At 72.4% G+C, this 22,936-nt stretch carries 18 protein-coding genes, 1 tRNA gene and 1 pseudogene; 8 read left to right on the forward strand and 12 right to left on the reverse strand.

The genetic code is table 11. The annotated features are described in order from the left end of the window. Positions 1 to 12: 12 nt before the first annotated feature. Both ACIBMZ_RS13360 and ACIBMZ_RS13365 read right to left on the reverse strand, forming a co-directional pair. Entirely contained in the window at positions 13 to 963 is a 951-nt protein-coding gene (locus ACIBMZ_RS13360) for an SWIM zinc finger family protein (RefSeq protein ID WP_396693312.1), read from the reverse strand. Next, a complete protein-coding gene (locus ACIBMZ_RS13365) occupies positions 960 to 4,334 on the reverse strand; it encodes an SNF2-related protein (RefSeq protein ID WP_396693314.1) in 3,375 nt (1,124 codons plus the stop codon). Before ACIBMZ_RS13365 ends, ACIBMZ_RS13360 begins: the two co-directional genes overlap by 4 nt. A gap of 237 nt (positions 4,335 to 4,571) precedes the next feature. On the opposite strand from ACIBMZ_RS13365, the pseudogene ACIBMZ_RS13370 reads away from it, so the two are divergent. Both ACIBMZ_RS13370 and ACIBMZ_RS13375 read left to right on the forward strand, forming a co-directional pair. Continuing rightward, positions 4,572 to 4,811, forward strand: a pseudogene (locus ACIBMZ_RS13370) (PfkB family carbohydrate kinase); the annotation flags it as partial. Positions 4,812 to 4,903: 92 nt separating this feature from the next. Next, complete coding sequence (locus ACIBMZ_RS13375) at positions 4,904 to 5,110, forward strand: hypothetical protein (protein WP_396693316.1); 207 nt, start codon at positions 4,904 to 4,906, stop codon at positions 5,108 to 5,110. Between the two features lie 110 nt (positions 5,111 to 5,220). Here the strand turns inward: ACIBMZ_RS13375 and ACIBMZ_RS13380 are convergent, their stop codons facing one another. Then, complete coding sequence (locus ACIBMZ_RS13380; protein ID WP_396693318.1) at positions 5,221 to 6,366, reverse strand: polysaccharide pyruvyl transferase family protein; 1,146 nt, start codon at positions 6,364 to 6,366, stop codon at positions 5,221 to 5,223. A gap of 96 nt (positions 6,367 to 6,462) precedes the next feature. Beyond that, positions 6,463 to 7,038 carry a TetR/AcrR family transcriptional regulator gene (locus ACIBMZ_RS13385; RefSeq protein ID WP_396693320.1) on the reverse strand — a complete coding sequence of 192 codons (576 nt, stop codon included), beginning with the start codon at positions 7,036 to 7,038 and terminating at the stop codon, positions 6,463 to 6,465. Between the two features lie 79 nt (positions 7,039 to 7,117). Here ACIBMZ_RS13385 and ACIBMZ_RS13390 point away from each other — a divergent pair, with 79 nt between their 5' ends. Continuing rightward, complete coding sequence (locus ACIBMZ_RS13390; RefSeq protein ID WP_396693322.1) at positions 7,118 to 7,684, forward strand: dihydrofolate reductase family protein; 567 nt, start codon at positions 7,118 to 7,120, stop codon at positions 7,682 to 7,684. 33 nt (positions 7,685 to 7,717) lie between these two features. Here the strand turns inward: ACIBMZ_RS13390 and ACIBMZ_RS13395 are convergent, their stop codons facing one another. The 7 genes from ACIBMZ_RS13395 to ACIBMZ_RS13425 all read right to left on the reverse strand — a co-directional run bounded on the left by ACIBMZ_RS13395 (position 7,718) and on the right by ACIBMZ_RS13425 (position 13,964). Beyond that, on the reverse strand, positions 7,718 to 8,515 hold the full coding sequence (locus ACIBMZ_RS13395; protein WP_396693324.1) for an alpha/beta fold hydrolase: 798 nt from the start codon (positions 8,513 to 8,515) through the stop codon (positions 7,718 to 7,720). A gap of 483 nt (positions 8,516 to 8,998) precedes the next feature. Then, positions 8,999 to 9,073 (reverse strand) — tRNA-Val (locus ACIBMZ_RS13400). Positions 9,074 to 9,160: 87 nt separating this feature from the next. Further along, the gene (locus tag ACIBMZ_RS13405) at positions 9,161 to 9,625 is read right to left on the reverse strand and encodes a peroxiredoxin (RefSeq protein WP_396693326.1); all 465 of its coding nucleotides are present in this window, start codon (positions 9,623 to 9,625) and stop codon (positions 9,161 to 9,163) included. Between the two features lie 59 nt (positions 9,626 to 9,684). Continuing rightward, entirely contained in the window at positions 9,685 to 10,122 is a 438-nt protein-coding gene (locus ACIBMZ_RS13410; RefSeq protein WP_350698451.1) for a DUF3052 domain-containing protein, read from the reverse strand. A gap of 114 nt (positions 10,123 to 10,236) precedes the next feature. After that, a complete protein-coding gene (locus tag ACIBMZ_RS13415; protein WP_396693532.1) occupies positions 10,237 to 12,699 on the reverse strand; it encodes a thiamine pyrophosphate-dependent enzyme in 2,463 nt (820 codons plus the stop codon). 276 nt (positions 12,700 to 12,975) lie between these two features. Further along, positions 12,976 to 13,455 (reverse strand): MarR family winged helix-turn-helix transcriptional regulator, encoded by a 480-nt coding sequence (locus ACIBMZ_RS13420; RefSeq protein ID WP_396693328.1) that lies wholly within the window; start codon positions 13,453 to 13,455, stop codon positions 12,976 to 12,978. 104 nt (positions 13,456 to 13,559) lie between these two features. Further along, positions 13,560 to 13,964 (reverse strand): YjbQ family protein, encoded by a 405-nt coding sequence (locus ACIBMZ_RS13425; RefSeq protein ID WP_396693330.1) that lies wholly within the window; start codon positions 13,962 to 13,964, stop codon positions 13,560 to 13,562. A gap of 221 nt (positions 13,965 to 14,185) precedes the next feature. Here ACIBMZ_RS13425 and aceE point away from each other — a divergent pair, with 221 nt between their 5' ends. The 3 genes from aceE (at position 14,186) to ACIBMZ_RS13440 (ending at position 19,523) form a co-directional block, all read left to right on the forward strand. After that, complete coding sequence (aceE, locus tag ACIBMZ_RS13430; protein ID WP_396693332.1) at positions 14,186 to 16,930, forward strand: pyruvate dehydrogenase (acetyl-transferring), homodimeric type; 2,745 nt, start codon at positions 14,186 to 14,188, stop codon at positions 16,928 to 16,930. Positions 16,931 to 17,295: 365 nt separating this feature from the next. Continuing rightward, positions 17,296 to 18,585, forward strand: coding sequence for a choice-of-anchor B family protein (locus ACIBMZ_RS13435; RefSeq protein ID WP_396693334.1), 1,290 nt, complete (start codon positions 17,296 to 17,298; stop codon positions 18,583 to 18,585). Further along, entirely contained in the window at positions 18,582 to 19,523 is a 942-nt protein-coding gene (locus tag ACIBMZ_RS13440; RefSeq protein WP_396693336.1) for a hypothetical protein, read from the forward strand. Before ACIBMZ_RS13435 ends, ACIBMZ_RS13440 begins: the two co-directional genes overlap by 4 nt. A gap of 88 nt (positions 19,524 to 19,611) precedes the next feature. Here the strand turns inward: ACIBMZ_RS13440 and ACIBMZ_RS13445 are convergent, their stop codons facing one another. Continuing rightward, positions 19,612 to 20,058, reverse strand: coding sequence for an SRPBCC family protein (locus tag ACIBMZ_RS13445; protein ID WP_131054674.1), 447 nt, complete (start codon positions 20,056 to 20,058; stop codon positions 19,612 to 19,614). 186 nt (positions 20,059 to 20,244) lie between these two features. On the opposite strand from ACIBMZ_RS13445, the gene ACIBMZ_RS13450 reads away from it, so the two are divergent. Both ACIBMZ_RS13450 and ACIBMZ_RS13455 read left to right on the forward strand, forming a co-directional pair. Beyond that, positions 20,245 to 21,594, forward strand: a complete 1,350-nt coding sequence (locus tag ACIBMZ_RS13450) for a GH1 family beta-glucosidase (protein WP_396693338.1) — start codon at positions 20,245 to 20,247, stop codon at positions 21,592 to 21,594. Then, positions 21,591 to 22,862, forward strand: a complete 1,272-nt coding sequence (locus ACIBMZ_RS13455; protein ID WP_396693340.1) for an MFS transporter — start codon at positions 21,591 to 21,593, stop codon at positions 22,860 to 22,862. The genes ACIBMZ_RS13450 and ACIBMZ_RS13455 overlap by 4 nt, the downstream gene beginning before the upstream one ends. Positions 22,863 to 22,936: the final 74 nt, after the last annotated feature.

The raw sequence follows: 22,936 nt of genomic DNA on the forward strand, positions 1-22,936 counted from the left end.
CCGCCGGACCGTTCACTCGCCGAGCTGCCGGTACGCCTGGCGCAGACGCTCGGCCAGCCCTGGCCCGCCGATCGCCGGTGCGGGCGCGCCGAGCTGCCGCAACAGAAGGTCGGGTCGACTCGCCAGGCTCGGCGGGCGGTCCGGCAGCGGCACCGGCGGCAGCCAGAACCGGTCGACGGCCTCGGCGAGCGGCGGGGCCGGCAGGTCGGTGAGGACACGTGCCGCACCGGCCGCCGGAAGCCCCACGTCGCCGTCGGACGTCGGGCCGTCTGCTGTCGGGGCACCCGCCGTCTGTGCGCCCGCTGTCGGGGCGTCTGGTTGCCGGGCGGTGGCGCTCGCGCCGGGTGGTCCGCCGACGTGACCGGACCCGGTGGCGCGCAGCTCGCGCAGTCGGGCGAGCAGGTCGTCGCGGCTACGGCCCCGCCAGTGCAGCAGGGCGAACGGGTCCGCGTCGAATGCCTCCGCGAGCAGATAGAACGTGGCCGCGAGGTGTTTGCAGGGCACCGCCGCGTCCGGGCAGGAGCAGTGCTGCTCCAGGTCGGCCACCGCGGCGGGGAACAGTGGTGCGCCGAGTGCGGCGAGCAGTTCCTCCAACTCGGCCGGCAGGTCACCGGCGAGCAGCCGGGCGCTGAAGAACGCCTGGGCGGCCAACTCCGCCTCGATCCGGGCCCAGAGGTCGACCGGAAACGGCGGCAACGCGACCCGGACCTGGTACGGCCGGGGTCGTGAGCCCTGCACCACCGCGTCCACGCGTCCGGGGTGGACGTCGAGGCGTACCACCTGGCCGGCGCGTGCGTACGCCCGACCCCGGGTGAGCCGGGTGCCGAGCGCGAACGACTCCAGCACCTCCAGGAACCGGCGCGACCACCAGGACACCCCGATGGCGCCCCGGGTGCTGCGGGCGCGCAGCCCGCCGTCGACCCGGCGCGGCCGACCGTAGTCGGCGAACCTGCCCTCGGTCACTCGGCCACCGCCCCGGCCTCCAGTGCGAACAGCTCCCGCAACCGGGTGGTGGACAGCTCGGTGATCCACTGTTCGCCGGTGCCGACGACCGAGGCGGCCAGGCCGCGCTTCTCGGCGATCAGCGCGGCGACCTTCTCCTCCACCGTGCCGGCGCAGACGAACTTGCGGACCTGGACCCGGCGACGCTGCCCGATCCGGAACGCCCGGTCGGTGGCCTGGTCCTCCACCGCCGGATTCCACCACCGGTCGACGTGCACCACGTGGTTGGCGGCGGTCAGCGTCAGGCCCGTCCCACCGGCCTTGAGGGAGAGCACGAACAGAGCCGGTCCGTCGTCGGACTGGAAGCGGGCCACCATCTCGTCCCGGTCGGCCTTGCCGACCCCGCCGTGCAGGAACAGCACCTCCCGGCCGAACCGGGACGCCAGGTGGCCGCGCAGCATCCCGCCGAACTCGGCGTACTGGGTGAACAGCAGCGCCTTCTCCCCCGCCGCCAGGACCTCGTCGAGGATCTCCGCCAACCGGGCGAGCTTGCCGGAGCGTCCGTCCAACGGGGAACCGTCGCGCAGCAACTGCGCCGGATGGTTGCAGACCTGCTTGAGCCGGGTCATCGTGGCCAGCACCAGGCCCCGCCGCTCGATGCCGTCGGAGGACTCGATCCGGGCCATCATGTCGTCGACCACCACCCGGTACAGCGCCGCCTGCTCGGCGGTGAGGTTGCAGACGACCTCCATCTCCAGCTTCTCCGGCAGGTCCGAGATGATCGACGCGTCCGTCTTGAGCCGACGCAGCACGAACGGGCCGGTGATCCGGCGCAGCCGCTCGGCGGTGTCCGCGTCACCGTGCCGCTCGATCGGCTCGGCGAACCGCTTGCGGAAGGTCGCGGCCGGGCCGAGCAGCCCCGGATTGGCGAACTGCATGATGGACCAGAGGTCGGCGAGCCGGTTCTCCACCGGCGTACCGGTGACCGCCAGCCGGTGCCGGGCGGGCAGCAACCGCACCGCCTCGGCCTGCCGGGTGGCGGCGTTCTTGATCGCCTGCGCCTCGTCCAGCACCACCCGGTGCCAGTCCACCCCGGCCAGGTCCACCGCGTCCCGCGCCGCCACCGAGTACGTGGTGAGCACCAGGTCCGCCTCCTGCGCGGCGGCACCTATGTCGTCGCCCCGCGCCCGCTGCGCGCCGTGGTGCACGTGCACACGCAGCCCCGGGGCGAACCGGGCCGCCTCCCGCTGCCAGTTGCCGACCAGCGACATCGGGCAGACCAGCAGGGTCGGCCCGGCCTCGGCCGGATCACCGGCCAGCAGGGCGAGCAACTGCACCGTCTTGCCCAGCCCCATGTCGTCGGCGAGCACCCCGCCCAGCCCCAGCGACTGGAGGAACGCCAGCCAGGCCAGCCCGCGCCGCTGGTACGGCCGCAGCGTGCCGTGGAACGACGGCGGCGGGTCCAGCGGCGTGAGCCGACGCTCCACCGACCCGGCGAGCAGGTCACCCAACGCCCCGTCGGCGGTCACCTCCAGCACCGGCAGGGCGTCCGGTTGCGTACCGTCGGCGAGCCCCAGCCGCAGCAGGTCGGCGACGGTCAGCTCGCCGGTGGACCGCAACAGGCGCAGACCGGCGGCGAGCCGCTTCGGATCCAGCTCGACCCACTGGCCGCGCAGCCGCACCAGCGGCGTCTTCACCTCCGCCAGCCGGGCCAACTCCTCCTCGGTCAACGGATGGTCGCCGAGCGCCACCTCCCAGCGGTAGTCCACCAGCGCGTCCAACCCGACCCGGTCGGTCGGTCCGCTGACCGTGCCGGGCGCGGCCCGCGAGCCCGCGCGCAGCCGCGCGCCGAGCCGCGACGCGGGCCGCTGCCACCAGGACGGCAGCAGCACCGTGAACCCGGCGGCGTGCAGCAGCGGCGCGCCCTCGCGCAGGAACCGGTGCGCCCCGTCGGCGTCCAGCTCCAGCGCCTCCGGGGTGGCGGTCCGCAGCGCCGTGTCCAGCTCCGGCCAGAGGCGGCTGGCCCGGCCCAACTCGGCCAGCAACGTCTCCTGCGGATGCGCGCCCGCGACGGCGCCGCCCTCGCCGCGCCACACCTGACCGGCGTCGACGTGCAGACCCGACTCGTCGGCCGCGCGCAACCCGAACTCCACCCGCCACCGGCCCGGATCCGCCACCGCCGCGTCCAGGTCCAGCGGCACCACCGTCACCGGGCCGGACACCTCCTCGGTGAACGGCTCCACCAGCCGGAAACTCGCCCGTACCGTCCCGCCTGCGGCATCCCGCTGCCACGTGTCCAGCTCGGACCGCAGGACGTCCAGCGCCTTCGGTTCGGCGGTGAACCCGCGATGCGGCCCGGTCAACGCACCGAGCCAGGACGCCACCGCCGCGCCGGGGCGTACGCCCCGGGCCAGGGCGGTCTCCGGCAGGACCGCCCGCACGGCCGCGTCGGTCAACACGTCCAGCGCATCCCCCACCACTCCACCCGGCGGCAAGGCTGGATGCAAGGAAGGGCACCCTGTTAACGCCTCAGGTAGAGCAGGGGACCCCTCTTCACTTCCCCGCCCGGCGGCGCGCGCCGAGCCGCCCCGCCGACGCGCGGAGTCGCTGCCGCCGGTCGCCCGCGCGGAGTCGCTGCCGGGCGTCCGACGCGCGGAGTCGCTGCCGGGCGTCGGCAGGGCGGGCAGGTCCGTCTCGACCACCGCGCGGGCGACCGGCGGCAGGGCCAACGCCAACGACCGCGCCCAGGCCGCGTCAGTGCCGGTGAGCAGCGGTCGCCACACCGCACGCGCGGGCACGACGTCTCCGGGTCGCCCGGCCGCCGTCGACTCGGCCCGGGCGGTGGACCGCCGTCGGGCGGGGACGGCCCGGTGAGCTGGACGGGCCGGGTGGGCCGGGTGCGCGGACGGCACGGCGGCGGACGGCACGGCGGCGAGGCCGGGCAGGACCCGCCCCCGCTCGGCCAGGTCGACGGCGAAGGCGGCCACCTCGGCCAGGTGTCGCAGGGCCGCACCCGGTACGGCGGACACGCCGTCGAGACCGCGCAGCAGCGCCAGCGCGGCATCCGGGCCGTACGCGAGCACCGGCACCCGCCAGCCGGCCAGGGTGACCCGCCCCCGGGCCGGTGTCACGACGCCGGTCCGGACCAGTTCCGGCGAGTCCAGCGGCGAACCGCCCCGGGTGGGCAGGCTCAGCAGCGCGGTGCCGAGGTCGGCCGGTTCGGCGGCCTCGCCCAACACGGCGGTCAGTGCCGCATGGTCGGCGGCGAACGGGTGCGGGCGTTCCCGGGGCGCCCGCCCCGGCCGACGGAGTGCCTCCGGCTCTCGGGTGCTGTCCTCGGCCCAGACGGCGAGGCCCCGACCGGGCAGCCACACCCCGTGCACGACCAGCACGCACGCCCCCTCGCCCGGTAAGGAAGGGTCCCCTGCTAACGCCTCCGGTAGAGGAAGGGTCCCCTGCAAACATCCGGGACAGCTTAGGCGGCGCCGGACCGCTACCGTCGGCGCCATGGACGACCTGCCCGATCGACCTGCGGATCGGCAACACGGGTTCCGGGGTACTGCTCGCCGCCCACGCGCTCGGGCTGCGGGTGGCAGTCGTCGACACGGTCGGCGCCGACGGTCACGCGCGGCGCGGACGGCGCGGAGCTGCATCTCGGCGGCCGGGTGCACCACGTGCCGGCCGCCGTGCCGCCCGGCCCGGTGATCGACACCAACGGCGCCGGAGACGCCTTCGCCGCCGGGATCGTCGCGGCCCGAGCGCGCGGCGCGACCTGGGCCGAGGCGGCCGGGTACGCCGCCCGGGTGGCCGCCGCCGCCTGCACGCACGACGGCATGGAGTACCCGCCGGGGCTCCTCCCGCTGCCCTGACCGGACCCGAGCCCCACGTCGGAGCCTGCGCTGTCCCGTTCGCCCCCGGCTATCCGCTGCGCGGGTGACAGCGGGCGGGGCAGGATGGGCGCATGGCATCCTCGGTTGAGATCCCGCTGGTAGGTGGCGAGGCGGACGGGCAGCAGGTCACCGTCGAGTTGGACCCCAACGGCCGTCCTCCGCTGACCCACCATCACCTGGGCTCGGGCGGCCTGGCCGGGGCGGACATCTACGAGCTGGAGTCGATCGACGCCGAGAGCCGGCAGTGGCGCTACTGCTGGCGAGGTCCCGCTGTCTGACCACCCGCCGCACCCGACGCCCGACGCGGCCCGCCAACCGGACGCGCCCGTCGCAGGCGTCGGCCCGAGCATCGGGCGCGAACGTCGGGCACCCCGTCAGGCACGGTGGGTCAGGCGCCGACCTCGACCAGGGATCGGGTGCGCAGGCTCTCCAGCACCGACCGGGTGACCCGTGAGGTGCCCCGGGCCTCCTCGCAGACCTGGGCGACCCGCTGGGCGGTGGTCTCCCGCCGCTGGTCACGCTCGTCCCACAACTGGTCGACCTCGGCCAGCAGCGGCCCCTCCACCTCCCGCTCCACGCCGCGCAGCGCCGGCACCCCGAGCCGCTGGGCCAGGTCGAACACCTTTCCGGCGTACGGCAGGGGCAGGAACGGCGTACCCATCATCGCGGCGAAGATCAGGAAGTGCAGCCGCATACCGACGGCCAGGTCGAAGTGGCGCATCAGCCCGAGTACCTGCTGCGGTGAGTAGGTGCCGTGCAGGATGCGTCCACGTTCCGCGGCGGTCATGTGCGAGAGCACCCCGTGCGAGTGCCGGATGTCGTCGCGCTCCATCGGGACGAACAGCACGTGCGCGTCGATCCGGTGCACCAGGAAGTCGCCGATCTGGGCCAGCAGCCGGTGGTAGCCGTCGACGTCGAGCCGTTCGGCGGCACGGCCGGGCTCCCGTACGCTCATGCCGACCAGCCGCTTGCCCGCCGGTACGCCCTCCTCGCGCAGCAGATCCGCCGGGAAGTCCTCCGGTTCCAGCAGGAACGCCGGGTCGGCGGTGACGGTGATCGGGTTGAGCAGCCCGGCCTCCTCCAGCACCATCCGCGACTCCTGGTCTCGGACGGTGACCTGGGTGGCGCCGGCCAGCGTCTCCCGCACCATGCCGGTGTCCACCATCTCGCTGAGCGGCCCCACCCCCACCGCGTACGTGAGCAGCGGCAGACCGCGTTCCTGGGCGACCCGCACCACGCGCAGGTAGCGGCGGGCCTCCTTGTCGTAGAGGATGCCGCCGCCGCCCAGGATGAGCAGGTCGAGTTGGGAGAGCACCAGGGCGGAGTCGGTGCGGCTGACCCCCTCCCACGGCACCGCCTCGACGTCCGGGTGCGCCAACGCGGTGTGCGCCGGGTTCCGTGAGAAGACGATGATCCGGGCGTTCGGCTCCTGTTCCCGCAGGTCGGCCAGCAGGCCGGTGAGGATGGCCTCGTCACCGAGGTTGCGCCCGCCGTACGAGCCGAGCACGCCGATGGTCAGTCCGGCACGCGTCATCCGTCGCTCCTCCCCAGGTGCGTCCGCGTCGACGTCTTCCCGCTGCACCGACGAACAGTCCTCGCCGCAGGCGGGGTACCCGCAGGCGATCGGGGCTCAGGAGGGCGCGGCGGACAACCGGGACACCAGGGCGACGACCACGTCATCGGGGTCGAACCCGGCGTCGATCGACGGGGTGAGCAGGTCGAGCAGCAGCCCGTCCACGGCGTACCGCAACAGCGCCACCTCGAACGCGCCACCGGGCAGACCCGCGGCCAGTTGGTGTGCGACGTCGTCGCGGTAGCCGCGACGCAGGGTGGCACCGAGGATCCGGGCCAGGTCGGGCCGGCGGGCCGCCTCCAGGCGCAGTTCGATCAGGGCGCGGGTGAGTTCCGGCTGCCGGGTGGTCCGCTCGACGATGTACCGGACGTAGTCGGTGAGCAGAGCCGTGGAGGGTTCCCGGGCGGCCAACCCGGCCACCACCGTCTCGTCGGGGGCGAACCGCTCGAAGATCCGCTCGCCGAGCGCGCCGAGCAGGGCGTCCCGGGAGCGGAAGTAGTTGGAGGCGGTCCCGACCGGTACGCCCGCCTCGGTGTCGACGGCACGGTGGGTGAGCCCGCGCGCGCCCTGCGCCGCCAGCACTCGCAGCCCGGCGTCTGCCAGGGCCGCCCGTCGCTCGGGGTTGCGTGCCATGGGGAACACCCTAACAACAACCACGACAGGTGTTGTAGTTTGGAGTCAACCACAACATCCGTAGTGATTGGAGTACCGCTTGCGATCGCTCGTCTACTACGTCGCCAGCACGATCGACGGTTTCATCGCCGCCCCCGACGGGGCGTTCGAGTTCTTCGGCCCGGAACCCGAGGTGGCGCGGCACCTCGCCACGCACTGGCCGCAGACCTTCCCGACCTTCGCCCACCCGCAGCTCGGCATCGACCGCCCGCAGGGCCGGTTCGACGCCGTCCTGATGGGCCGGGCCACCTACGAACCGGCACTGAAGCTCGGCATCGCCAGCCCGTACGCCCACCTCAAGCAGTACGTCTTCGCCCGCTCCCTGCCGCCGTCGGACGACCCGGCGGTGGAGATCGTCTCCAGCGACGCGGTCGCCTTCGTCCGCGACCTCAAGCAACAGCCCGGCGGCGACATCTGGCTCTGCGGCGGCGGCCGACTCGCGGGCCAGTTGCTGCCCGAGGTGGACGAGCTGATGGTCAAGGTCAACCCGATCGTCGCCGGCAGCGGCATCCCGCTCGCCGACCGTCCGTTCGACCTACAGCACTTCACCCTGGTCGACGCCACCCCCATCGGCGCGGGCGTGGTCATGCTGCGCTACTCCCGGTAGAGCGGACACGGCGGCGAGGTGTCGGCGGCCCGGTCAGGCCGGGGTGCTCAGGGTGTGGGTGAGGAAGGGAAGCACCACCGCCGGCAGGGCGGGCGAGTCCACGATGTCGTAGTGGGTGAGCCCGGGCAGCACTGCCAGGCGTGCGTCCGGCCGGTCGGCACCGTCCCAACCGGCGTCCCGGTGGCCGCCGCCGAGCAGACCGAAGAACTCCACCATGTGCGCGGGGCGGATCGAGTCGGCGTCGGCGAAGACCAGCAGGGTGGGGGTGGTCAGCGCGGCCACCTCCGCCGACCAGTCGTACTCGCGGCGCAGCAGCTCACCGGTCCGGGCCCAGAGTCGCGGCCAGTCGTCGGGGCGGGGCGCGACCTGCCGATAGAGCTCGTAGGCGGGGATGCCCTTCATCCGTTCGCCGGCCGCCTCGTCGGGCTCCGGCATCCCGGCGAGCACCTCCGGGAACCAGCCCTGACGTCGGCACGGCGCGGAGACCACCACCAGCCGCCGGAGCAACTGCCGGTGCTGGACCGCCAGCCGCAGGCCGACCCCGCCGCCGAGCGAGAAGCCCAGCACGTCGACCCGGCCCAGGCCCAGGTGACCGATCAACGCGGCCACGTCGTCGGCCATCGACTCGTACCGCATCGGACGGTCGACGTCGGCGGTGCGTCCGTGACCCGGCAGGTCGACGCTGATCACCTGGCGTCGCTGCGCCAGCGCGGGCCGGATCGCGGCGAAGGTCTCGACCGCGCCGAACCCGCCGTGCAGCAGCACCAGCGGCCGACCGGTGCCGTGTGTCTCGTACCAGAACCGCACGTCGGCGACCTCGGCATAGCCCACTCGCGCCCCTCCCCGTCCGCGTCGACACCGACCCGACGACGACGGTACGCGGCACCCTTGCGGTCTCGGCTCCGATCGCCCGAGACCGCACCCCTGTCAGCACGCCGTCGGCGTGGGTGGCACGGGCTGGCGCGGGGCCGGGCTGGCGTTCGGCCGGGCTGGCACGGGGTCTACAGCACCTTGGGCCCCTGTCGAGCTGAGAGCGTTGACGGATCACGTTGGACCTTCCAGACTGCGGCGCGCCGTGCCCGGAGGTGCGATAGCGCAGACGGTTCAGCTCGACAGGCGCCGAAGGAGGAACCAAGGAGGTCGCCGCCGACGTGTGTCTCGTGCCCATACCGCACGTCGGCGACCTCGACGTCTGCCTATCGGCCCCAACGCGCGGCCGGTCTGTGGTCAGCGCCGGGTTCGCCCCAGACGGCGACCCCCGCACGTCGATACGGAGTCGGCCCGGAGAAGTGCTCTCCGGGCCATCGTGTGTGCTGGTGGGCGCGGCAGGTTTCGAACCTGCGACCCCTCGCTTGTAAGGCGAGTGCTCTCCCGCTGAGCTACGCGCCCGGGACACCGTCCGGCCGAGCCGGCGGTTGGCAAGCCTACCCTGCCGCCCACCGGCTCGACCGGACGGTTACCACCGTTCGGGACGGGTCAGGCGCTGGCCTCGGCCAGGGCCTTGCGCCACCCGTGCTGGTCGCGCGGTTCGCCCGGCATGTTCATCTCGGCGAACCGGACCACGCCGTCCTTGTCGATGACGAACGTGCCCCGGTTGGCGATGCCGGCGACCTCGTTGAAGACGCCGTACGCCTGGGCGACGGCACCGTGCGGCCAGAAGTCCGACAGCAGCGGGAACTGGTAGCCCTCGCGGTCCGCCCAGATCTTGTGGGCGTACACCGAGTCGACGCTGACGGTGAGTACCTGGACGTCGTCGCTGACGTACTCGTCGAGGTTGTCCCGCACCTCGCACAGCTCGCCCTGGCAGATGCCGGTGAAGGCCAGCGGGTAGAAGACCAGCAGGACGGTGCGCCGGCCGCGGAAGTCGGCGAGCCGCACCTCCTGGTTGTTCTGGTCCTTCAGCACGAAGTCCGGCGCCTCGGCGCCAACCTCGATCGGCATGCGAGCTCCTTCGGGAGTCAGGTCGGGTCGGCCTCAGCCTGTCACACCGCTGGGCAGGGTCACTTCTTGCCCTTGGCGCCGCGGCGCAGTACGAGACGAGCCCCGCTCCAGTCCTTGCCGGCGTTGATGGTGGAGGTCTGTTGCAGGCCGGCGGTGGGTGCCGACTCGGCGACCTCGCTCGGCTCCACGTGCCCGTCACGGCCGGCCTTGGGCGTCAACAGCCACACGACCCCGTTGTCGGCCAGGGGGCCGAGTGCGTCGACGAGGAGTTCGAAGAGATCACCGTCGCCGTCGCGGTACCACACCAGCACCGCGTCGACCACCTCGTCGGTGTCCTCGTCGACCAGATCACCACAACGGTCCGTCAGGGCGTCCCGGAGATCGGAGTCGACGTCGTCGTCGTAGCCCATCTCCATGACGACCATCCCCGGCTCGATGCCGAACCGGTCCGCCAGGCTGCGTACCCCGTCGGCAGCCTGACCAGCGGTCGCGCTCACTGTCGCGTGCCTCCTCATCTCGTGGCGAGTTCGCGGCGTTCCCTCGAACGCCGTCAGGCAAAGTCCACACAGTTGTGCCCTCCGGCGCAAGTGGCGCACCGGGTGGAACGAAATTTACCGTGCCAGCAGCGTACGGGCACCCTGGGTGATGGCCTCCTCGGACACCAGCACCTGACGAGCAGCCGGACCTAATGGTACAAATGAGTCAACTGCGGCCACCCGTCGTGCCGCACCGACATAACCGGCATCCACCAGCGCGGCGATCACTCCCTCGCCGACCCCGCCGGAGCGCCGGGTCTCGTCCACCACCAGCACCCGGCCGGTCGCGGTGGCCTCCCGGATGAGATCCGCCACCGGCAGCGGGGCCAGCCAGCGCAGGTCCACCACGCGGGTGCCGACACCCTCGTCGGCCAGCACCGACGCGGCCCGCAGCGACATCCGTACGCCGTTACCGAACGTGATGATCGTGACGTCCTCGGCCGAGCCGACGCCGTACACCCGGGCCCGCCCGACGGGCACGTGCGCGCCCGCCCAGGCGCCCGGCTCGGCGTACCCGGCCAGCCACTCCCCGTCGCCGTCGGCGTAGAGGTCGCGGGTGTGGTAGAGCCCGATCGGCTCCAGGAACACACAGACGCTGCCGTCCACCGCCGCGCTCGCCAGGCAGGTCCGCAGCATCGCCGCCGCGTCGTCCGGTCGCGCCGGTACGGCGACCACCAGCCCGGGTACGTCCCGCAGCACCGCCACCGAGTTCTCGTTGTGGAAGTGCCCGCCGAAGCCCTCCTGGTACGCCAGCCCGGCCACCCGCACCACCATCGGGTTGCGGAACGCGCCCTGTGAGAAGAACCGCGTCGTGGCCGCCTCGCCCCGCAACTGGTCCTCGGCGTTGTGCAGGTACGCCAGGTACTGGATCTCCGGCACCGGCAGCATCCCGGCCAGCCCGGCACCGAGCCCCAGGCCCAGGATCGACGTCTCGTCGAGCAGCGTGTCGAAGACCCGGGCGACACCGAACCTGTCCCGTAGTCCCTTCGTCACCCCGTACACCCCGCCCTTGGCGGCGACGTCCTCGCCGAAGACGGCCATCTGCGGATGGTCGAGCAGCCCGTCGGTGAGCGCGGCGTTGATGCTCTGTGCCAGCGTCAGCGGGCCGACCAGTTCCGGCGGCTTGCCGCCGAACGCCTCGACCCGTGCACCCGCACCCGGCCCGGCCGCCCGGTCGCCCGCCTCGGCCACCGCACGGGCCACCCGCAGCGGTCGGCGGGGCGCCAGCGGGGCGACCACCTCGGCCGGGCTGGACAGCTTCGGCTCGTCGAGCACCCCCTCGGCCAGCCGGCGGATCCGCCAGCCGACCTCGTCGTAGCGGTCCAGCAGCTCCGCACCGCTGGCCAGGCCCGCCTCGACCAGCCGCCGGGCGGTGGCCACCACCGGGTCCCGGTCCAGGTCGGCCCGGATCTCCCCGGCGGACCGGTACGCGCTCTCGGCGTCCGCGCCCGCGTGCCCCATCAGCCGCACCGTGGTCAGGTGCAGGACGGCCGGACGCCGGTGCCGGCGCACCCAGGCCGCCGCCTCGACCGCCACCTCGTACGTCTCCACCAGGTCCGTGCCGTCGGCGGCGAAGTACCGCACGCCCGGCTTCGACCGCAGCGCCGTCGCCACCCAGCCCCGCGGGGACCGGAGGCTGAGTCCCAGGCCGTTGTCCTCACACACGAACAGCACCGGGATGCGCAGGCCGGTGTGGTCGTACCAGCCGGCGGTGTTGAAGGCGGCGGTGGCGCTGGCGTGGTTGATCGAGGCGTCCCCGAACGAGCAGACGACGATCGCGTCGGGTGCCCAGGCCGCCGCCGCGGGCGTCTCGCCCGGCCAGGTCGGCTCCGGGCGTGCGTCCAGCCGACGCAGCCGCTCCACCGCGAGGCCCATGCCCACCGCGCGGGGCAGGTGCGAGGCGATCGTGGAGGTGGTCGGCACGACGGCGAGATCGGCGCGGCCGAAGACCTTGTGCCGGCCACCGGCGATCGGCTCCTCGCGCGAGGCCACCAGCCCGCGCAGCACGTCCCGGGCCGCCTCCACGTACGCCGGGTCGATCGCCCGCCGCTCGCCGCTCGCGCCGTCTCCAACGGTCACCGGCGCGCTCACGGTCGCCTGCCCGGACCTCGCCGCCGGTACGGCCCGACCGTCGCCCGCACCGCCATCCGGACGGGCGCCGGTCCCGTCGTCGTCGGGTCGCTCGTTGCTCGCGGCCTCCGTCTCCCCGGCCGGGCGCTCGTCGTCGTCCAGCGGATCAGCCGCCCGGGGGGCCTCCTCGGCATGCCCGACCCCGCCGACCGGCGGCGCGTCCTCGACCCGGTCGAGGTCGTCCTCCGTCGCCTGCCCGGCGGGCGCGGACGTGTCGGCGGTGGGGCCGTCGCGGTCGCCGGTCGGGTCCGCGTCGGGCTCCCGGCCGGTGTCGGGCTCCGCGTCGCGGGCGGCCTGTCCGGCCCGTACGCAGTAGAACGCGCCGGAGCGGTAGTGCAGCAGGGCCGGATCGGTGGGGCGCAGCGCCGCGGCGACCCCGGCGTTGCCCTCGTGCCCGGCCGAACCGATCGTGTGGTAGCCCTCGCCGAAGCTACGGAGCCAGCGTCCGGCGAGGTCGAGTTGGCGGCTGGTGACCTGTGCGTCGAAGAGGTCCAACAGCTCTGCGCCGGTCAGCGTGGCACCGTCGGCCACCGGCTGTGCCGGGTCGGCGCGGTGCCCCGGCGCGGCGAGGGCGGCAAGGGCCTCCCGGAACCGGTCGTCGAGATCCTGCGGGGTGGTCACGTCCGACAGCATTACCGACCGAGGCACGCCTCGCCCACCCGAGCACGTTTCACCCGACCGGCCTCAGGCGTCGAACCGCTCCGGGCAGCCGCCGTCGGAGACCTTCCAGACCAGTTCGCCGAGCAGCGCCAACTCCTCGGTGCTGAGCCCGGCCAACAGTCGTGAGTCGGACAGCACGCCGTGGACGCGGTCCCGCATCCGCCGGCCGGCGTCGGTCACCACGAGCGTCCGCTGCCGCCGGTCGGCCGGGTCGGCACGGCGCTCCACCAGCCCGGCCCGCTCCAGCTTGTCGACGAGCGCGGTCACGTTGGAGCGGTCGCACCGCAACTGCCCGGCCAACTCGCGGGCGGGCAGCGGGTGATCCGGGTCCAGCTCGTACAGCGCGCGGGCGACCGCCGGGGTCAGACCCAACGCGGCGATCTCGGTGTCCTGGTGGTGCCGCAGGGCGGCGGCCACGTGCATGATCCGCCGGACCAGATCGCCGGCCACCCGGGACCGGTCGGCCCCACCCGGGCCGACCAGCGAGGCGGGCGGTCGCAGCATGGTCGGATTCTACGTTCCGGCCGGGTTCGGGCAGCTCCGCCGTCACTTTCGACGGCGCGCCGCCGAAACGGCCGCTCGCGTGATCAGCCGGGCAGGCGTGGCGGTCAGCCGGGCAGGAAGGAGAAGCGGACCTGCCGACTGGTGTTGTCGCCGTTGGTGTCGACCAGGCAGACCGACTGCCAGGTACCGAGGGCGAGCCGACCGCCGAGCACGGGCAGCGTCGCGTACGGCGCGACGAAGGCGGGCAGCACGTGGTCGCGGCCGTGTCCGGGCGAACCGTGCCGGTGCCGCCACCGGTCGTCGGTGGGCAGCAGGGCGTCCAGCGCGGTGAGCAGGTCGTCGTCGGAGCCGGCGCCGGTCTCGATGATGGCCACCCCGGCGGTGGCGTGCGGCACGAACACGTGCAGCAGTCCGTCGCCCTGCCCGGCGAGGAACTGCTCGGCCTCGGCGGTGATGTCCCGGACGGTCGGCCGGGAACCGGTCCGGATGCTGATCACCTCACTACGCATACCCCCCATTCTGCCCGGTTACGAGATCTTGTACCGGCGCGCTCGGGAGCGTTTCCTGGCAAGATCGTCTACCACCCGTCGCGGCCTGCGGGACGACCCGAAGTTACTGCTCGGTACGTGTGTCGCGCGTCGCCCTTGGGCCGGGTGGACGTGACGCCGAGTGCCGCGACGGGGCAGGATGGCGCTAGAGACCTATCCCACACACAACCGAGGGAACGCCTGTGGCTACGGAACGCAAGCGCCCGGTGATCACGGCCGGACTGCCGAGCCAGCTTCCGGACATCGACCCTGAAGAGACCAGCGAATGGGTCGAGTCGCTCGACGGTGTCATCGATGATCGTGGCACCAAGCGGGCGCGCTACGTGATGCTGCGCCTGTTGGAGCGCGCCCGTGAGCGCCAGGTCGGCGTACCGTCGCTGACCACCACCGACTACCTCAACACGATCCCGCCGGAGCGCGAACCCTGGTTCCCGGGTGACGAGCACATCGAGCGCCGGATCCGGGCGTACGTGCGGTGGAACGCGGCGATGCTGGTGCACCGGGCGCAGCGTCCCGAGATCGGCGTCGGCGGGCACATCTCCACCTTCGCCAGCTCGGCCTCGCTGTACGAGGTGGGCTTCAACCACTTCTTCCGGGGCAAGAACCACCCGGGTGGCGGCGATCAGCTCTTCTACCAGGGGCACGCCTCCCCCGGCATGTACGCCCGCGCGTTCGTCGAGGGCCGACTGAGCGAGAACCAGCTCGACGGCTTCCGGCAGGAGCTGTCGCACCCCGGTGGCGGTCTGCCGTCGTACCCGCACCCCCGGCTGATGCCGGACTTCTGGGAGTTCCCCACCGTCTCGATGGGGCTGGGCGGGCTGAACGCCATCTACCAGGCCCGGTTCAACCGCTACCTCCAGCACCGGGGCATCAAGGACACCTCCGACCAGCACGTCTGGGCCTTCCTCGGCGACGGCGAGATGGACGAGCCGGAGACCCTGGGCGCGATCGGCGTGGCCGCCCGGGAGGAGCTGGACAACCTCACCTTCGTGATCAACTGCAACCTCCAGCGTCTGGACGGTCCGGTCCGCGGCAACGGCAAGGTGATGCAGGAGCTGGAGGCGTTCTTCCGGGGCGCCGGCTGGAACGTGATCAAGGTGGTCTGGGGCCGGGAGTGGGACCCGCTGCTCGCCGCCGACACCGACGGTGCGCTGGTCAACCTGATGAACACCACGCCGGACGGCGACTACCAGACCTACAAGGCGGAGTCCGGCGCGTACGTCCGGGAGCACTTCTTCGGTCGGGACGCGCGGACCCGCAAGATGGTCGACGGCCTCAGCGACGACGAGATCTGGAACCTCAAGCGGGGCGGACACGACTACCGCAAGCTCTACGCGGCCTACAAGGCGGCGACGGAGCACACCGGGCAGCCGACCGTGATCCTGGCCAAGACGATCAAGGGCTGGACGCTCGGTCAGCACTTCGAGGGCCGCAACGCCACGCACCAGATGAAGAAGCTGACGCTGGACGATCTCAAGATGTTCCGCGACCGGCTCTACCTGGACATCCCGGACTCGGCGCTGGAGGAGAACCCCTACCTGCCGCCGTACTACCGGCCGGACGAGAAGTCCGACGAGATGCAGTACCTGCACGAGCGGCGCAAGCAGCTCGGCGGTTACCTGCCGAGCCGGCGGACCGAGGCCAAGACCCTGGCCATCCCCGGCAGCGAGCGCTTCGCCGACGTCAAGCGGGGTTCGGGCAAGCAGAAGGTGGCCACCACGATGGCCTTCGTCCGGCTGCTCAAGGACCTGATGAAGGACAAGCAGTTCGGCCGGCGCTGGGTGCCGATCATCCCGGACGAGGCGCGTACCTTCGGTCTGGACTCGATCTTCCCGACCGCCAAGATCTACTCGCCGCACGGCCAGCGGTACACCTCGGTCGACCGGGAGCTGTTCCTGTCGTACAAGGAGTCGACCACCGGTCAGATCCTGCACGAGGGCATCAACGAGGCCGGTTCGGTCGCCTCGTTCACCGCCGCCGGCACGTCGTACGCCACGCACGACGAGCCGATGATCCCGATGTACATCTTCTACTCGATGTTCGGGTTCCAGCGCACCGGTGACGGCTTCTGGGCGGCGGCCGACCAGATGGCCCGTGGTTTCGTGCTCGGCGCCACCGCCGGTCGCACCACGCTCAACGGTGAGGGCCTCCAGCACGAGGACGGCCACTCGCTGCTGCTCGCGGCCACGAACCCGGCCGTCGTCGCGTACGACCCGGCGTTCGCGTTCGAGATCGCGCACATCGTGGAGAACGGCCTGCACCGGATGTACGGCGAGGAGCAGGAGAACATCTTCTACTACCTCACCATCTACAACGAGCCGATCCACCAGCCGGCCGAGCCGGAGGGCGTGGACGCCGAGGGCATCGTCAAGGGCATCTACCGCTACGCGGCGGCCCCCTCGGTGGAGGGCGACGCCCCCCGGGCGAACGTGCTCGCCTCCGGCACCGGCATGCAGTGGGCGCTCAAGGCGCAGCAACTGCTCGCCCAGGACTGGGGGGTGGCCGCCGACGTCTGGTCGGTGACCTCCTGGACCGAACTGCGGCGGGACGCGGTCGAGTGCGAGGCGTACAACCTCCTGCACCCGGGCGCGGAACAGCGGGTGCCGTACATCCAGCAGAAGCTGGCCGACGCCGACGGGCCGAAGGTCGCGGTCAGCGACTGGATGCGCGCGGTGCCGGACCTGGTCTCCCGCTGGGTGCCGGGCGACTGGACCTCGCTGGGCACCGACGGCTTCGGCCTGTCGGACACCCGGCACGCGCTGCGTCGGCACTTCCGCGTCGACGCCGAGTCGATCGCGGTCGCCACGCTGCGGCAGCTCGCGCTGCGGGGCGTCGTACCGGCGCACGTACCGGCCGAGGCGGCCAAGAAGTACGCCATCGACGACGTGAACGCCGCCCCGGTCGGCGAGACCGGCGGCGACAGCTAGTACCGCACGCACTGAAGGAGGGCCCGGCGCACAGCGCCGGGCCCTCCTTCGCGCTGCGCGCGGGGGCTGGGGAAAGGAAGGGTCCCCTGCTAACGCCTCGTGCATAGCAAGGGCCCCTTCCTAACACACGTACCCGCACCACAAACGCCGCCGAGAACGGCGGCGACGCCCGCCCCTGGACGGCGTGCCGGTATGACACAGGCGATATCGGGGAGCGACTTCCCCCCGTAACATCACCAATCCACAATCATCGATAGGCATCCGGCTTCCGCACGGGCACCACGCCGGCCCGGTGGACTCCCCTGTCGCGCCGTCCTCCGCCGGCTCGGACGCCGTCCGCCCCCGCGCGACGAGAGGGAGCACAGATGCGAATCGTCCGGATCGGCCTGGCCCTGGCCGTCGGCGCACTGGTGGTGTCGACGCTCGGACCCGGCTCACCCTCGGTGGCGCACGATCCCGCCACCCCCGCCGGGCGGGCCTCGGCCCAGGAGTTCATGGCACAGCGTGAACCGACCCAGCAGTTGGTCGCCGCCGCCGCGACGGCCTGCACGAACGGCCAGGCGGCGGGTTACCCGTGCCGCAACGTCGACCTGCTGTCGTTCCTGCCGTTGACGAGCATCGGCGGCAGCCAGGCGAACGACATCTGGGGCTGGACCGATCCCCAGACCCGCAAGGAGTACGCGATCGTCGGTCGCCGCAACGGCACCTCCTTCGTGGACATCTCGAATCCGACCGCGCCGGTCTACCTCGGCAACCTGCCCGCGTACCAGAACCGCACGGCGGTGTGGCGGGACATCAAGGTCTACCGCGACCACGCGTACGTGGTGGCGGACGTGTCCGGGCACGGCATGCAGGTCTTCGACCTGACCCGGTTGCGGGGCGTCACCACGCCGCAGACCTGGACGACCAACGCGCAGTACAACCAGTTCGGCAACTCGCACAACATCGCCATCAACGAGCAGACCGGCTTCGCGTACGCGGTCGGCACCAACACGTGCAGCGGCGGCCTGCACATGGTCGACATCCGGACCCCGAAGTCCCCGACGTACGCCGGCTGCGTCAGCAACGACGGATACACCCACGACACCCAGTGCGTGGTGTACCGGGGTCCCGACACCGCCCACACCGGCCGGGAGATCTGTGTCAGCTCCAACGAGGACACCGTCACCGTGGTGGACGTCACCAGCAAGTCCGCTCCCCGGCAGTTGGCCCGCATCGGGTACACCGGCCGGGCGTACACCCACCAGGGCTGGTTCACCGAGGACCAGCGGTACTTCCTGCTCGACGACGAGCTGGACGAGACCCGGCGCGGGGTGAACACCCAGACCTACATCTGGGACCTGGCCGACCTGGACGCACCCCGGCACATCGGCACCTACAGCGCGCCCTCCGGTGTCGCCGCCACCGACCACAACCAGTACGTCAAGGGGAGGTACAGCTACCAGGCCAACTACCGGGCCGGGTTGCGCATCCTGGACCTGACCGACGTGGCCGCCGGTCGGGCCACCGAGGCCGGCTTCTTCGACGTCTACCCGTCCAGCAACAGCTCCTCGATGAACGGGGCGTGGAGCACCTACCCGTACTTCCCGAGCGGTGTCGTCGTGGTCAGCGGCATCGAACAGGGGCTGTTCGTGTTGCAGCCCCGGCTGCCGTGACGACGACCAGCCAGGGGCCGACGGCGAACGCCGTCGGCCCCGTCGGCGTGCCGCCCGATCCGGAGCACCCGGCCGGTCCCGACGTCCCGGTGCCGACGGCAGGCCCGGGGACCCGTTACGCGGCGAGCGCGCTGGTGCTCGCGCTGTCGCTGGCGGTCGGCTTCTTCGCCGGTCGGGCCGGTGGTCCGACCGGCGGTGCGGCCCGGCCGGCCGCCGCCGTGGCGGGCGGGCACGCGGGCCACGGTCCGGGTGGACTGGAGGTCTCGCGGGACGGCTGGACGCTGACGCTGCACACGTCGACCCTGACCGTCGGCGAGCCGAACGAACTGGCCTTCCAGATCACCGACCAGACCGGTGTCGTGCTGACCGCGTTCCAGGAGAACCACGAGCGCCGGATGCACCTGATCCTCGTCGGGCGTGACCTCTCCGGATATCAGCACCTGCACCCGGAGATGTCGCCCGACGGCACCTGGCGGGTGCGGGTCACACCGTCGGCACCCGGGCCGTTGCGGGTGATCGCCGACTTCTGGCCGCTCGGTGCCCAGGCAGGGGTCACCCTCGGGGCCGACGTGCCGGTTCCCGGCCGGTACGCGGTCCGGCCGCTCGATCCGCCCGAGGAGACGGTCCTGGTCGACGACTACACGGTCACCCTGGACGGCGGCCTGCGTGCCGGGGAGTCCCACCAGGTGCTGGTCTGGCTCGGTCGTCTCGGGCAGCCGGTGAACGACCTGCAACCACACCTGGGCGCGTACGGGCATCTGGTCGCGTTGCGGCAGGGCGACCTGGCGTACCTGCACGTCCATCCGGCGGCGGCCAGCCAGGCCAGTTCGGTGGTGGCGTTCGGCATCACCGTGCCGTCGACGGGCACCTACCGGTTGTTCTTCGAGTTCCGACACCTCGACGAGGTACGTGTGGCGGCCTTCACCGTGGTCGTGTAGGGGCGTCGAAAACGGTGGCGGCCCGGGTGCACCTGGTCGGGACACCGGGGCCGCCACCGCATCGCGGGTGACGCCAGGAGGTGGTCGGTCAGCCGACGGCGGCCAGGTCGGTCAGCCGAGCCAGCGAGTCCTCCAGGTCGGCGCCGACCCTGCGCAGGCCGAGCCGGAGCAACGCGGCCTTGACCGGGCCGGCCGGCCAGCGTACGACGATGAGCCGCACGACCGTCCCACCCTCGTCCTCGTCCGGGGTGAGCTGGACGTATATCTCGGTGCGCGCCTCCGCTCGGGCACCGGCGCCCTTGGCGCGTTCGCGCCAGCCGATCAGGGTCGGCTCCTGATAGGCGATCACTTCGGCCTCATGTGCGGCACCACGCCCGGCCTGGACCAGTTGCCGTCTGCCGAAGCCCTCCCCCGAGAGGACCTCGGCCGCACGGACGCCGGCCAGCCAGGCCGGCAACTGCTCAGCGCGCTGTACCACGTCCCAGACCGCGTTCACCGGTGCCGTCACGTGCGCGCTGCGTTCCACGAGGATCATTTCCGTCTTCCTCCAGTGAGGACATCCCACAATATTCGGAACTGTATGCGCAAAAACGGACGTATGCGGACGGGTTAACAAAGACACGCCGAAAGGTATTGCCATCGACGCCTCGGCACCCTATGGCGTAGCGCTCCCACGACCCCTAGAGTTCCGAACACGTTTCGCGTTTCGCCGGGAGGGCGCATGCAGACCGCTCCGATGCCCGACTTCCCCACCGGATTCCGCTGGGGCGTCTCCACCTCCGCCTACCAGATCGAGGGCGCCGCCGACGTCGACGGTCGCGGACCCTCCATCTGGGACACCTTCGCCCACTCCCCCGGGCGCATCCTCGACGGCAGCACCGGCGACGTGGCCTGCGACCACTACCACCGCTACGCCGAGGACGTGGCGCTGATGGCCGACCTCGGAGTGGGCGCGTACCGGTTCTCGGTGGCCTGGCCCCGCGTGCTGCCCACCGGTGCCGGCCCGGTCAACGCCGCCGGGCTGGACTTCTACGAGCGGCTGGTGGACGAGCTGCTCGGCCACGGCATCGACCCGGTCGCCACGTTGTTCCACTGGGACCTGCCGCAGCCGCTCCAGGACGCCGGCGGCTGGCTGCACCGCGACACCGCGCACCGCTTCGCCGAGTACGCCGACGCGGTCTCCGCCCGCCTCGGCGACCGGGTCAAGCTCTGGATCACCCTCAACGAGCCGTTCATCCACATGAGCCTCGGGCACGGCACCGGCGAGCACGCCCCCGGCGAGGCGCTGCTCTTCGACGCCTTCCCGGTCGCCCACCACCAACTGCTCGGCCACGGCCTCGCGGTCGCCGCGCTGCGCGCCCGCAGCAGCAGCCCGGTCGCCATCGCCAACAACTATTCGCCGGTACGCGTGCTCGGCGACGACCCGGCCGACGCCGCCGCCGGGTACGCCTACGACGCACTGCACAACCGGCTCTTCACCGACCCACTGCTCGGCCGCGGCTACCCGACCGAGCTGGGCTTCGACACCGGCGTGGTCCGCGACGGCGACCTCGACGTCATCGCCGCCCCGCTCGACGTGCTCGGGGTCAACTACTACAACCCCACCGGCGTACGCGCCCCCGAAGAGGGCTCTCCGCTGCCGTTCACGCTGGTGCCGCTCACCGGGTACCCACGTACCGCCTTCGACTGGCCGGTGGCGCCGGACGGGCTCCACGACCTGCTCGGCTGGCTGCACCGGCAGTACGGGCCGGACCTGCCGCCGATCCAGATCACCGAGAGCGGCTGCGCGTACGACGACACCCCGGACGCCGACGGCCGGGTGCCGGACCCGGACCGGATCGCCTACCTGGACGGTCACCTGCGCGCGGTGCACGCGGCGATGGCCGACGGGGTCGACGTGACCGGGTACTTCGTCTGGTCCCTGCTGGACAACTGGGAGTGGGCCGAGGGCTTCACCAAGCGCTTCGGGCTGGTACACGTCGACTTCGCCACCGGAGCGCGCACGCCCAAGTCGTCGTACACCTGGCTGCGCGAGGTCATCGCGGCGGCCCGGCGGGAACCTCCCCGGTGACCACCGTCGACCCGACGCCGGCCTCGCTGCCGGCGGCGCTGGCGGAACCGACGATCGCGGTACGGCGCGGCTGGATCGCGCTGCTCTTCGCCGCGAACCTCGGCGTCTGGATGGCGTTCTTCACCCCGATCCAGGTGCTGCTGCCGCAGCAGCTCGGGCAGATCGCGCCGACGAACAAGGAGACCATGCTGGCGGTGGTCACCGGGCTCGGCGCGTTGGCCGCGGTGATCGTCAACCCGCTGGTCGGGGCGCTGTCGGACCGGACCTGCCTGCGCATCGGCGGCCGGGAGTTCGGGCGTCGGCACGTCTGGACCCTCGGCGGCGCGCTGCTCGGCGCGCTGTCGCTGGCGCTGCTCGCCCAGGCGCAGACCGTGCTCGGCGTGGTCGTCGGCTGGATCGCGGCACAGACCTGCTTCAACGCGATGCTGGCCAGCCTGACCGCCGCCGTACCGGACCGGGTCCCGGTCGCCCAACGCGGCGGCGTCTCCGGCTGGGTCGGCATCCCGCAGGCGCTCGGGCTGGTGCTCGGCGTCGTGCTGGTCACCGCCGTGGTCAGCGGCAACGCCGCCGGATACCTGGTGATCGCCGCCGCCGTGCTGCTGTTCGCGCTGCCGTTCGCGCTGCGCACCACCGACGACCCGTTGCCGCGTACGCACCGACCGCCGCTGCGTGGACTGCTGGCCGGCATGTGGGTGTCGCCGCGCCGGTACCCCGACTTCGGCTGGGCCTGGATCACCCGGTTCCTGGTTCAGCTCGGCAACGCCTTCGGCACCCTCTACCTGCTGTACTTCCTCACCGACGAGGTCCGGGTGGCCGACCCCGAGGGCGGCCTGCTGGTGCTGATCCTGCTCTACACCGCCGGGCTGATGGCCACCACGGTGGTCGCCGGGCGGCTGTCGGACCGCTCGGGCAAACGCAAGGTCTTCGTGATCGTCGCCGGGCTGGTGATCGCGGTCGCGGCCCTGCTGCTGGCCGTCGCCCCCACCTGGCCGATGGCGATCGTCGCCGCGCTGCTGCTCGGCGCCGGTTACGGGGTGTACCTGTCGGTGGACGCCGCCCTGATCACCCAGGTGCTGCCGAGGGCCACCGACCGGGCCAAGGACCTCGGCGTGATCAACATCGCCAACTCCGCGCCGCAGGTGCTCGGACCCGCCGTCTCCGCCCCGATCGTGGTGTACCTGGGCGGCTACCCGGCCCTGTACGCCACCACCGCCGCGGTGACCGTCCTCGGCAGCGTCCTGGTCCTGAAGATCCGCTCCGTCCCCTGACAGGCTGTGATGAAAGGAGGGGACCCCGGTACGACACCAGGCGATAGCAGGGGACCCCTCCTTACATCTGTACG

The organism is Micromonospora sp. NPDC049900, from assembly GCF_044461025.1.
In the GTDB taxonomy this organism is placed as follows: Bacteria; Actinomycetota; Actinomycetes; order Mycobacteriales; family Micromonosporaceae; genus Micromonospora.

What these genes read in the sequence shown, in the direction of transcription:
- ACIBMZ_RS13375 (WP_396693316.1), top strand. Translation starts at nt 4,904, where the DNA reads ATGGCATCCTCGGTTGAGATCCCGCTGGTAGGTGGCGAGGCGGACGGG.
- ACIBMZ_RS13380 (WP_396693318.1), bottom strand. Translation starts at nt 6,366, where the DNA reads ATGACGCGTGCCGGACTGACCATCGGCGTGCTCGGCTCGTACGGCGGG.
- ACIBMZ_RS13385 (WP_396693320.1), bottom strand. Translation starts at nt 7,038, where the DNA reads ATGGCACGCAACCCCGAGCGACGGGCGGCCCTGGCAGACGCCGGGCTG.
- ACIBMZ_RS13405 (WP_396693326.1), bottom strand. Translation starts at nt 9,625, where the DNA reads ATGCCGATCGAGGTTGGCGCCGAGGCGCCGGACTTCGTGCTGAAGGAC.
- ACIBMZ_RS13420 (WP_396693328.1), bottom strand. Translation starts at nt 13,455, where the DNA reads ATGCTGCGACCGCCCGCCTCGCTGGTCGGCCCGGGTGGGGCCGACCGG.
- ACIBMZ_RS13425 (WP_396693330.1), bottom strand. Translation starts at nt 13,964, where the DNA reads ATGCGTAGTGAGGTGATCAGCATCCGGACCGGTTCCCGGCCGACCGTC.
- ACIBMZ_RS13435 (WP_396693334.1), top strand. Translation starts at nt 17,296, where the DNA reads ATGCGAATCGTCCGGATCGGCCTGGCCCTGGCCGTCGGCGCACTGGTG.
- ACIBMZ_RS13445 (WP_131054674.1), bottom strand. Translation starts at nt 20,058, where the DNA reads ATGATCCTCGTGGAACGCAGCGCGCACGTGACGGCACCGGTGAACGCG.
- ACIBMZ_RS13450 (WP_396693338.1), top strand. Translation starts at nt 20,245, where the DNA reads ATGCAGACCGCTCCGATGCCCGACTTCCCCACCGGATTCCGCTGGGGC.